Consider the following 10,297-nt stretch of genomic DNA (forward strand, 5'->3'; position numbering starts at 1 on the left):
CGGCGCCCGCGCCGCCCCCGAGCCGTCCCCGTTCAGGTCGCCCGTGTCCGAGTCCGCACCTCCGTTTCCGACAAATCCCCTCCCCCGCCTCCTCGTCAGCGTCCGCGACGCCGCCGAGGCCGAGGCCGCGATCCGCGCCGGGGCCGACCTGATCGACGCCAAGGACCCGGAGAACGGGGCGCTCGGCGCCCTCCCCCCGGAGACCGTCCGCGCCATCGTCGCGCGCACCGCCGGCCGCGCCGCCACGAGCGCGGTCGCCGGCGAGCCGGCGGCGGCGGAGCGGCAGGCCGCGATCCGCGCCATGGCGGAGACCGGGGTCGGCTGGGTCAAGGTCGCGGTCCGCCCCGACTGGCTCGCCGATCCCGCCTCCCTTCGCGCGGCCGGCGCGGCCGCGCCCGGCCGACTCGTCGCCGTGCTGTTCGCCGAGGACGACCCCGCGCCGGACTGCGCGCCGCGGCTCGCGGCGGCGGGCTTCATCGGCGCGATGATCGACACGGCGGTTAAGGACGGGCGCCGCCTGCCCAACCTGATCGACGGGGCGCGCCTGGCCGCTTTCACCGCCGCGGCCCGTGCCGCCGGGCTGCTGTCGGGGCTCGCCGGGTCGCTGCGCGTCGGCGACATCCCCGGGCTTGCCGCCCACCGCCCGGACTATCTCGGCTTCCGCGGCGGCCTCTGCCGCGACGGCGACCGCCGCAACGCCCTCGACGCGCAGCGGATCGCCGAGGCCGTGCGGGCGCTCCGCCGGCCGGCCGCGCGAGACGCGGCGTGAGCGTGCACACCGTCGTCAAGGTCGGCGGCAGCCTCTGCGCCGACCCGGCACGCCTGCAAGCGCTGCTCGCCGCGCTCGCCGACGGCGCCTTCGGCCCGTGCCTCGTCGTGCCGGGCGGCGGCGCCTTCGCCGACGCGGTGCGGCTCGACCAGGCGCGTCTCGGCTTCGACGACGCGGAGGCGCATCGCCGCGCGCTCGATGCGATGAGCCGGATGGCGGGGTGTTTCCACGCCATCGAGCCGCGCCTCCTTCCCTTCTCCCTCCCCCGCAAGGGGGGGAGGGAGAGTGCCGTATCGGCTATCTGGGACCCCATCGCCCTCCGCGCCGGCCATCCGGACATCCCGGAATCCTGGGACGTGACCTCCGACAGCCTCGCGCTCTGGGCGGCGACGCGGATCGAGGCCGCCCGCTGCATCCTGGTGAAGTCCGCCGACGCCCCGGCGGGCGCCGACGCGTGCGACCTCGCCCGGATCGGCCTCGTCGACGCCGCGTTCCCGGCCTTCGCCGGCCGCTACCGCGGCGCGGTCTCGATCCTCGGCCCCGCCGGCGCGCGGCCGGTCCACGCGCGGGCCGCCGCATGAGCGCCGCGCCCGAGCACCTGGTCTTCGTCACCGGCAAGCTCGCCCGCGCCCGGCTGGAGAAGGTCGCGAGCGCCCTGCCCCCGGAGCGGTTCGCCTGGAGCATCGCCGATTCCGGGGTGAAGGTCGCCGCGCTGATGACCGAGGAGATCATCAAGCGCCGCGTCACCCTGCCCGAGGGCGCCACCCGCATCATCCTGCCCGGGCGCTGCCGGGCGAACCCGGAGGCCTTGGCCGCGCATTTCGGCCTGCCGGTCGAGCGCGGCCCCGACGAGATCGTCGACCTGCCGGCCCATCTCGGGCTCGCCGGCCGCAAGGTCGACCTGTCGCGCCACGACCTGCGCATCTTCTCCGAGATCGTCGACGCCTCGAAGATGACGGCCGCCGAGGTGGTGGCCAAGGGCCTGGACCTGGCGCGCCGGGGCGCCGACGTGATCGACCTCGGCGGCCTGCCGGACACCGATTTCCCGCATCTCGAGGATTGCGTGCGCGGGCTGAAGGCGCAGGGCCTCAAGGTCAGCGTCGATTCCTTCTCGATCGACGAGCTGCGCCGGGGTGCGGCCGCCGGGGCCGACTTCCTGCTCAGCCTCAACGAGGAGACGCTGGACCTCGCCTTCGAGACGGATGCGGTGCCGATCCTGGTGCCGATGCGGCCCGACGACCTGCCCTCCCTCGACCGCGCGATCGCGCGGATGGTGGAGGCGGGGCGCCCGTTCATCGCCGACCCGATCCTCGAGCCGATCCATTTCGGCTTCGTCGACTCGATCGCGCGCTACCGCGCCACCCGCGCGCGCTGGCCCGACATCGCGATGATGATGGGCACCGGCAACCTCACGGAGCTGACGGAGGCCGACAGCCTCGGGATCACCGCGCTCCTCGTCGGGATGTGTTCGGAGCTGTCGATCGGCAACGTCCTGATCGTGCAGGTCTCGAACCACACCCGCCGCACGGTCGAGGAACACGATGCCGCGAGGCGGGTGATGTTCGCGGCCAAGGCCGACGCCGCGCTGCCGAAGGGCTACGGCCGGGCACTTCTGGCACTTCACGACAAGCGTCCCTTCGTGCAAACGCCCGACGAGATCGCGGCCCTGGCGGCGCAGGTCCGCGACCCGAACTACCGGATCGCGGTCGCCGAGGACGGGATCCACCTCTACAACCGCGACGTCCACAAGGTCGGCACCGACGCGATGGCCTTCTTCACCGACCTCGACGTCGCCAGCGACGGCGCCCACGCGTTCTACCTCGGGGGCGAGCTGACCAAGGCCGAGACCGCGTGGCGCTTAGGCAAGCGCTACGTGCAGGACGAGCCGCTCGACTGGGCCTGCGCCGCCGAAGCCGAGGTCGAGGACACCACCGCCTTCAAGAAGGCCGGCCATACCAAGCATTCCGGCCCGGACGCGCCGCAGGGCGCGCGCGACGCGCAGGTTCCGGCCGAGGCCGGCGCCTCGGCGCCCCGCACCATCGCGCCGGACGCGGCCGCGGCCGAGGCGTCGGTGTCGGAAACGCCCCGGGCGCCCGCGCAAAAGCTCGTCTGCGGCAAGCTCGTGCCGGCCGGGGAGGCCTGAGCCGGTGCCGCTGATCCTCGAGACGATCGTCACGACGCTCTCGCGAGAGGGCGCCCTGCACCTCGTGCCCTTCGGCCTGATCGCGGAGGGCGACGACTACGTGCTGGCGCCGTTCCGGCCCTCGCCGACGATCCTCAACCTCGAGGCCAACCCCTGCTTCTGCGCCTCGAGCCCGCGCGACGTGCGGGTGATCGCCGGCGCGGTCACCGGGCGCCGGGACTGGCCGACGGTGGCGTGCGACCGCATCCCGGGCCGGCGCCTCGCCGACAGCTTCGGCCACGCCGAGTTCGAGGTCGCGGCGGTCGAGGCCGACCCGACCCGGCCGCGCTACCGCGGGCGCCAGGTCCACGCGGCGGCGCACGCCCCGTTCATCGGCTACAACCGGGCGCAGGCCGCGGTGCTGGAGGCGGCGATCCTCTCGACGCGGCTCCACATGCTGACGCCCGACAAGGTCATGGCCGAGATGCGCTATCTCGCCATCGCGATATCCAAGACGGCCGGCCCGCGCGAGCGGGAGGCCTGGGACTGGATCGAGGACAAGGTCGCCGCCCATCTCGGGACGGACGGCCGCATCCTCGCCGACACCGCCGCCGCACGAGACGGCGGATCAGGAGTGACACCCCCATGAGGATCGAGCTGCCCATGATGAGAAGACTGGCCCTCACGAGCGCCGTGGTGATCGCCGCGGTGGCGGCGACCACGGCCCAGGCCCACGGCCCGACCCGCAAGAAGGTCGAGGAGACCGTCGAGATCAACGCCAGCCCGGACAAGGTCTGGAAGGTGATCGGCAACTTCCAGGACATGAGCTGGCTGCCGCTGGTCGAGAAGACCGAGGGCAAGGAGGGCAACACCCCCGACAAGGCCACCCGCGTCCTCACGCTCAAGGGCGGCGCCACCGTCGAGGAGAGCCTGTACAAGTACTCCGCCGAGAAGATGAGCTACTCGTACCGGATCACCAAGGTCGACGTGAAGACCCTGCCGGTGAACGATTACTCGTCCACGCTCAAGGTCGAGGCGGACGGCGACGGCAAGTCGAAGGTGTCGTGGGACGGCGCGTTCTACCGCGGCTACATGAACAACGATCCGCCGCCCGAGCTGAACGACGAGGCCTCGCAGAAGGCCGTGCGCGGCCTCTACCGCACCGGTCTCGACGCGCTGAAGGCGCAGGTCGAGAAGGGCTCTTGAGCCGTTCGATCACATCGCGACGCGGAGGCCGGCTGCGCGCCGGCCTCTCGCTCGCCCTCGCCCTGTGGCTCGTGCCGCTCGCCGCGCGCGCCGCCGAGGCGGTGGTCACGGTGCAGGGCGACAACGCCGTCGACGTGATCGATCTCGAGGCCGGCACGATCCTGCAGCGCATCCCGGTCGCCGGCTCGCCCGCCGGCATCGCGCTCTCCCCCGATCGCAGGACCGCCTACGTGACCTGCCCAGACGCGCCGGGCATCGCCGTCGTCGACCTGACCGCGCGCAAGGTCGCGCAGGTTCTGGCCCTTCCGGGCGGCCCGCTCGGCATCGCGGCGAACCCGAGGAGCGGCGCCGTCTACGTCGCCGACTGGTACGCCAAGCGGGTGTTCGTGCTGGTGCCGGGTGAGGCGGGCCTCAGGCTCGACGGCGAGATCGCGGTCGGGGCCTCGCCGTCGGGCATCGCGGTGACGCCGGACGGCGCGATGCTGCTGGTGGCCAACCGCGAGGCGGACACGGTCTCGGTGGTCGACGCCGCGACCCGCCGCGAGACCGGGACGATCGCCGTCGGCCATCATCCCTTCGGCATCACCCTCGATGCGCAAGCCAAGCGCGCCTACACCGCCAACGTCACCGGCGACGACGTGTCGGTGATCGACCTCGCCGCGGCGCGCGAGGTCGGCCGGGTGAAGACCGGCCAGCGCCCCTACGTGATCGCCCTGACGGGGGAGCGCGGCTTCGTCACCGACCAGTATTCCGGCACCGTCACGGTGTTCGATCCAGCCACCCTCGCCCCCGTGACCCGGATCGAGGTCGGCGACCACCCCGAGGGCATCGCCGCCACCGCCGACGGGCGCTCGGTGATCGTCGCCAACTGGGGCTCGAACACGCTCTCGGTCATCGACGCGCGGACGCTGACGGTGACCCGCGAGATCAAGACCGACGACAGCCCGCGGGCGTTCGGGGATTTTCTGCGCTGACGTCGCGCCGGGCGGAAGCCTGACGTGGCGCGGGTCCCTTCCCCCAGGGGGAGGACAGGATGAGGGGCGTGCGTTTTCCGGAGCGGTCACGCCCCTCACCCCAACCCTCTCCCCGTGGATGAGGGCGTGGTCCTGCGGTCGATCACGCCGCCTCGGGCGGCTCGCCGTCCTCCGGGCCCTCCGGCGCGTGCAGCATGTCCTCCAGCTCGTCGATCAGCCGGTCGATCTGGTCGGGCGTCGCCAGCACCTTGACGGTCTCGCCGTCCTCGGTGGCGAGCGCGAGCTCGATATGCGGGCCGACCCGGGCGGTGAGGACGCGGGCGAGGATCTTCAGGGCGCTCATCGGTCTTCCTTCGAAACCAGCGTGTCGGCGGAGAGCAGCGCGACGGCGAGCGCCGGGCCGCAGGTGGAGGCCCAGTCTGGCCGGCCGGCGATGCGATCCGCCAGCACCTCGGTGAAGGGCAGGCAGCGCCGGCCGAGGCGCCGGGCGAGGGCGTCGGCCAGGAAGGCGCCCGCGCCGCAGGCGATCACGGGGGCCGCGGCCGGGATGTCGGGGCGCGAGAGCAGGGTGGCGGCCGCGTCGTGGAGCAGGCGCAGCTGCGCCTCGGCGAAGTGGCCGGCAAGCGCCCGCCAGTCCTCGTCCGTCCCCTCCCCGCGGTCGCGGCCGATCATCCGGGCGAGCCGCGTCTCGCTTTCGGGCACCGACTTGCCCTTGCCGTCGCCGCTCGCCTGCTGGTCGGCGCCCTCGGGAAGGTCGCCGGTGATGCGGTGGACGTCGGCCGCGTGCGCGAAGGTCTCGGACATCAGCCGGGTGCGGCGGCCCCGGAACGGCGCATGGTCGGAAAGCGCCAGCAGCGGCGTGCGCACGACGCCGGTATAGACGAGCTCCCCCGTCTCCAGCCGCTCGGCGTCGCTGTAGCCGGCGGCGGCGGCGCGGCCTCCGACGATCGGGATCAGGTCGGCGGTGGTCGAGCCGACGTCGACGAGCAGCGCGTCGGGCACGTGCCGCCCGAGCAGGGCCGCGGTGGCGTGCCAGTTCGCCGAGGCGATCTCCGCGGCGTTCGGCTCCGCATCCCGCGGCGCGACGAAGCCGGCGCGCCCGGCATAGATCGCGACCTCGCCGGCCAGGTGCGTCGCCGCCCAGCCCGCGAGCTGCGCGACGCCGTCCGTCCGGTCGGCGAAGCAGTCGGTGAGCTCGCCGGTCATCGTCACGGCGTGCGCCGCCTCCCCCCGCGCCCAGTCGGGCAGCCCGGCGAAGGTGGCGTCGAGGGCGGGCAGCCCGCGCCAGAGCGGGCACGGCGCCTGCACCACCGCGCGGACGATGCCGCCCTCGACCAGCGCCGCCTTGACGTGCACCCCGCCGAGATCCCATCCGATCGTCCTGGCAGGGCGGGGAAGCGGATGCGCGGCGGGCAAGGGCGATCTCACTGATGGGCGACGCAGAGGGCGAGGGCGCGACGACGCCGTTCGCGGTGATTCCGGTGATCGACCTGCGCCACGGGCGGGTGGTGCGGGCACGCGCCGGCGAGCGACAGAGCTATGCCCCGATCGAGACCCCGTTGGCAAAGGGCTCGGCGCCGGCCGACATCGCCCGCGGCCTCCTCGCCGCGGTCCCGGCGCGGACGCTCTACGTCGCCGACCTCGACGCGATCGTCGATCGTGCCCCGCCCGACCTCGGGGCGCTGGCGGCGATCGCGCGGGCCTGCCCCGGCATCGGCCTCTGGGTCGATGCGGGCTTCGCCGAGGCGGCGACGGTCGAGGCCTTCCTCGCCGCCGGGCTCGGCCGCCCCGTGATCGGCAGCGAGAGCCAGGCCGACGAGGGCCTCGTCGTCCGCCTCGGCGACCGGGCCGTGCTCTCGCTCGACAGCCGCGGCGCGAGCCGGCTCGGGCCGCCCGGCCTGCATGCGGATGCCCGCCACTGGCCGCCGGAGGTGATCGTGATGACGCTCGCCCGCATCGGCGTCGGATCGGGGCCGGACCTCGCCGGGCTGGAAGCTGCCGCGCGCCTGGCCCCCGGCCGCCGGATCTACGCCGCCGGCGGCGTGCGCGGCCCGGACGACCTCGCCGCGCTCCGTCGCGCCGGGGTCGCGGGCGCCCTGGTCGCGTCGGCGATCCATGACGGCACCCTCCGCGCCGAGGACCTGCCCTGAACCTTCCGGCCGTGGCACGCCGCTGCTAGGGTGCCGGCAGGCACCGAGCGAAACGCGACAGACGGCAAGACCAATGGAAAAATTCACCACCCTGGAGGGCGTCGCGGCGCCCATGCGGATCATCAACGTCGACACCGACCGGATCATCCCGAAGCAGTACCTCAAGACGATCAAGCGCACCGGCCTCGGCAAGGGGCTGTTCGCCGAGATGCGCTACCGGGACGACGGCTCGGAGAACCCGGACTTCGTGCTCAACCAGCCGGCCTACCGCAACGCCAGGATCCTGGTGGCGGGCGACAATTTCGGCTGCGGCTCGTCGCGCGAGCACGCGCCCTGGGCGCTGACCGATTTCGGCATCCGCTGCGTGATCTCGACGAGCTTCGCCGACATCTTCTTCAACAACTGCGCCAAGAACGGCATCCTGGCGATCGTGGTCTCTCCGGAAGACCTCGAGAAGCTGTTCGAGGATGCCGAGCGCGGCGCCAACGCCACCCTCTCGGTCGACCTCGAAGCGCAGACCATCCGGGGCCCGGACGGCGGCACGCTGCACTTCGACATCGATCCCGGCCGCAAGGAGAGCCTGCTCAACGGCCTCGACGAGATCGGCCTGACCCTCAAGCGCGCCCCGAAGATCGACGCCTACGAGGACAAGCTGGCCGCGCGCGGCTGGGCGTGAGCGCGGCCGGACCGCGGGGGAGCGTCCGCACCGCGATCCGGCCTTAAGCCTGCGTTAACCGTTCCCTCATCAGGCTCCGGCGCCCCGGACACCATGCGAGCGACGACGATGCGGCGAGACTCCTGGCAGCGATCCTCCCGCAGGCCGATCCTGCCGTGGCTCGCCCTCGCCTGCCTCACGGCGACCGGCGCGCGGGCCGACTTCCAGTCCTGCCTCGCCGGCCTGCAGCAGCAGGCGGCGGCGCAGGGCGTGTCGGCGCAGGCGTTCCGCAGCGCCACCGACGGGATCAGCTTCGACGACAAGGTGATCGAGCTCTCCCAGGCGCAGCCCGAGTTCAAGACGCCGATCTGGGACTACATGGCGGCCCTGGTCGACGACGAGCGCGTCGACGACGGCAAGGCGGCGATGCGCCAGTACGGGCAGGCCCTGGCGCAGGCCGAGGCCCGCTACGGCGTCGACCGCTTCACCATCGCCGCGGTCTGGGGCGTGGAATCGAACTTCGGCAAGAACCTCGGCAAGATGCCGCTGGTGCAGTCGCTGGCGACGCTGGCCTGCTCCGGCAACCGCCGCCGCGACTTCTTCCGCGGCGAGCTGATGGCGACGCTGAAGATCATCGACCGCGGCGACATCGAGCCCGGCCGCCTCACCGGCTCCTGGGCCGGCGCCTTCGGCCAGACCCAGTTCATGCCGACGACCTACCAGCGCCTCGCCGTCGACCTCGACGGCGACGGCCGCCGCGACGTGGTCGACTCGGTGCCCGACGCCGTCGGCTCGACCGCGAACTTCCTGCACGTCGCGAAGTGGTCGAACGGCCAGGGCTGGGGCTACGAGGTCAAGCTGCCGGCCGGCTTCAACGCCGGTGCCGCGGGGCGGAAGAACAAGAAGCCGGTCGGCCACTGGGCCGCGCTCGGCGTCAAGCGCATCGACGGGCGCCCGCTCTCGGCCGAGGGTCCCGTCGGCATCATGATCCCGGCCGGGATCGAGGGGCCCGCCTTCCTCGTCACCAGGAACTTCGACGCGATCTACTCCTACAACGCCGCCGAATCCTACGGGCTCGCAATCGCCGTGCTCTCCGACCGCCTGCGCGGCCGGCCCGGCATCCAGGCGGAGTGGCCGACCGACGACCCGCCGCTGTCGCGGGCCGAGCGCCGCGACCTCCAGGCCCGGCTGACGGCGCGCGGCTACGACGTCGGCGAGCCGGACGGCAAGGTCGGCGCCAAGACCCGCGACGCGATCAAGGAGATCGAGCGCAGCCTCGGCATGCCGCAGACCGGCCGTCCGGGCGCGAAGGTGCTGGAAGCGTTGCGCCGGTGAGCCGGCGCCTGATCGGCTCGGGCTCGCCGTTCGAGGCCGCCTACGGCTATTCGCGCGCGGTCGTGACGGGCGGCTTCGTGTTCGTCGCCGGCACCACCGGCTACGATGACGCGACGATGACGATGCCGGAGGAGGCCGCGGCGCAGGCCGAGGCGTGCTGGCGCACCATCGCATCGGTGCTCGCCGAGGCCGGATCCGGCCTGGAGCGCATCGTGCGGGCGACCTACTACGTCACCGATCGGGCGGATGCCGAGACGGTGCTCGCGGTCTGCGGGCGCGTGCTGGCCCAGGTCCGGCCGGCCGCGACGCTCCTCGTCGTCGCCGGCCTGCTGCGCCCCGAGATGAAGCTCGAGATCGAGGTCACGGCGACCTTAGGGTGAGACGGTTGCGCCGCCCGATCAGTAGGGCGTCCCGTAATACGGCCGGCGGACCGGGCGGTAGCGGTCCTGAACGGGACGGCCATAGCCGTCGCCGTACGCCCCGAGATAGGGATCGAGCCGCGGATCGCGGTAGTTGCCGTTGTTGACGCCGGCCGAGCGGTCGTTGCCGTTCAGTGCCGCGTAGGGCGAGAGGCCGCTGCCGCTGTCGCTGCCACCGCCTCCACCGCCGCCGCGCGCGAGCACGGCGCCGGTCGAGCCGAGAATGAGGCCTGCCGCCAGCACGGCCCGAACCGTCTTCCGCGTCGTCGTCTTGACTGCCATCGTCGCCTCCCGATCTCGCTGCATGCCGGATCCAGGCGAAAAACCGGTCGCGGCGACGCGAGGTTCCCGAGGGCCGGGGGCGACGAAAGCGCCGACCTTCTCTCCGCCACCGGTCGTCGACGCGGCAGGGCCCGTCGCCCGGGATTCGAGCAGACCCCGATGACCCCCGGCGGCGACGGCGGGACGAGATGGCGTCGGGGCGAGCCGATGGCTCAGCCCGGCCACCGGGGCCTGCGCCGGACGACGCCTAATGCCGGTAGCGTTCGGCGAGGGCCATGAGGGCTCCTGCGAGCTCGGTGAGGTTGGCCGAGGCCGCCTCGACCTCGCGGGTGCCGGCGGCGGTCTGCTGGCTCGCCTGGCGGATGTTCTGCAGGGCGCCCATCAC

13 protein-coding genes are annotated in these 10,297 nt (G+C 73.3%); 10 read left to right on the top strand and 3 right to left on the bottom strand.

The genetic code is table 11. From position 1 onward, the window contains the following. The first annotated feature begins 43 nt into the window (after positions 1-43). From MKK70_RS14145 to MKK70_RS14170, 6 genes are read left to right on the top strand one after another with little or no spacing between them, the layout of a single operon-like run. Complete coding sequence (locus MKK70_RS14145; protein WP_243948510.1) at positions 44-769, top strand: (5-formylfuran-3-yl)methyl phosphate synthase; 726 nt, start codon at positions 44-46, stop codon at positions 767-769. 2 nt (positions 770-771) lie between these two features. Next, complete coding sequence (locus tag MKK70_RS14150) at positions 772-1,350, top strand: uridylate kinase (protein ID WP_243948521.1); 579 nt, start codon at positions 772-774, stop codon at positions 1,348-1,350. After that, positions 1,347-2,912 (top strand): DUF6513 domain-containing protein, encoded by a 1,566-nt coding sequence (locus MKK70_RS14155; protein WP_243948512.1) that lies wholly within the window; start codon positions 1,347-1,349, stop codon positions 2,910-2,912. The genes MKK70_RS14150 and MKK70_RS14155 overlap by 4 nt, the downstream gene beginning before the upstream one ends. A gap of 4 nt (positions 2,913-2,916) precedes the next feature. Further along, positions 2,917-3,540: a DUF447 domain-containing protein gene (locus MKK70_RS14160; protein WP_147729340.1), complete on the top strand. Its 624-nt coding sequence runs from the start codon at positions 2,917-2,919 to the stop codon at positions 3,538-3,540. Between the two features lie 17 nt (positions 3,541-3,557). After that, complete coding sequence (locus MKK70_RS14165) at positions 3,558-4,097, top strand: SRPBCC family protein (protein ID WP_243938988.1); 540 nt, start codon at positions 3,558-3,560, stop codon at positions 4,095-4,097. A 32-nt stretch (positions 4,098-4,129) separates the two neighbouring features. Beyond that, positions 4,130-5,071: a YncE family protein gene (locus tag MKK70_RS14170; protein ID WP_243948524.1), complete on the top strand. Its 942-nt coding sequence runs from the start codon at positions 4,130-4,132 to the stop codon at positions 5,069-5,071. Positions 5,072-5,213: 142 nt separating this feature from the next. On the opposite strand, the gene MKK70_RS14175 is transcribed toward MKK70_RS14170, so the two are convergent. Together MKK70_RS14175 and MKK70_RS14180 are read right to left on the bottom strand one after the other, a co-directional pair. Then, positions 5,214-5,414, bottom strand: a complete 201-nt coding sequence (locus MKK70_RS14175; RefSeq protein WP_147729338.1) for a hypothetical protein — start codon at positions 5,412-5,414, stop codon at positions 5,214-5,216. Beyond that, positions 5,411-6,487 carry a hydantoinase/oxoprolinase family protein gene (locus tag MKK70_RS14180; RefSeq protein ID WP_279603646.1) on the bottom strand — a complete coding sequence of 359 codons (1,077 nt, stop codon included), beginning with the start codon at positions 6,485-6,487 and terminating at the stop codon, positions 5,411-5,413. Before MKK70_RS14180 ends, MKK70_RS14175 begins: the two co-directional genes overlap by 4 nt. Before the next feature lie 14 nt (positions 6,488-6,501). Here MKK70_RS14180 and MKK70_RS14185 point away from each other — a divergent pair, with 14 nt between their 5' ends. From MKK70_RS14185 to MKK70_RS14200, 4 genes are all read left to right on the top strand, one after another. Continuing rightward, positions 6,502-7,221, top strand: a complete 720-nt coding sequence (locus MKK70_RS14185; RefSeq protein WP_243948516.1) for a HisA/HisF-related TIM barrel protein — start codon at positions 6,502-6,504, stop codon at positions 7,219-7,221. A 73-nt stretch (positions 7,222-7,294) separates the two neighbouring features. Continuing rightward, the gene (gene leuD, locus MKK70_RS14190) at positions 7,295-7,897 is read left to right on the top strand and encodes a 3-isopropylmalate dehydratase small subunit (protein WP_147729235.1); all 603 of its coding nucleotides are present in this window, start codon (positions 7,295-7,297) and stop codon (positions 7,895-7,897) included. Positions 7,898-8,005: 108 nt separating this feature from the next. Next, positions 8,006-9,211 carry a lytic murein transglycosylase gene (locus tag MKK70_RS14195; RefSeq protein WP_147729234.1) on the top strand — a complete coding sequence of 402 codons (1,206 nt, stop codon included), beginning with the start codon at positions 8,006-8,008 and terminating at the stop codon, positions 9,209-9,211. After that, positions 9,208-9,591 (top strand): RidA family protein, encoded by a 384-nt coding sequence (locus MKK70_RS14200; protein WP_243948518.1) that lies wholly within the window; start codon positions 9,208-9,210, stop codon positions 9,589-9,591. Before MKK70_RS14195 ends, MKK70_RS14200 begins: the two co-directional genes overlap by 4 nt. Before the next feature lie 18 nt (positions 9,592-9,609). On the opposite strand, the gene MKK70_RS14205 is transcribed toward MKK70_RS14200, so the two are convergent. After that, on the bottom strand, positions 9,610-9,912 hold the full coding sequence (locus MKK70_RS14205) for a hypothetical protein (protein WP_243948519.1): 303 nt from the start codon (positions 9,910-9,912) through the stop codon (positions 9,610-9,612). Positions 9,913-10,297 lie beyond the last annotated feature (385 nt).

It is taken from the genome of Methylobacterium sp. E-041, from assembly GCF_022829665.1.
In the GTDB taxonomy this organism is placed as follows: domain Bacteria; phylum Pseudomonadota; class Alphaproteobacteria; order Rhizobiales; family Beijerinckiaceae; genus Methylobacterium.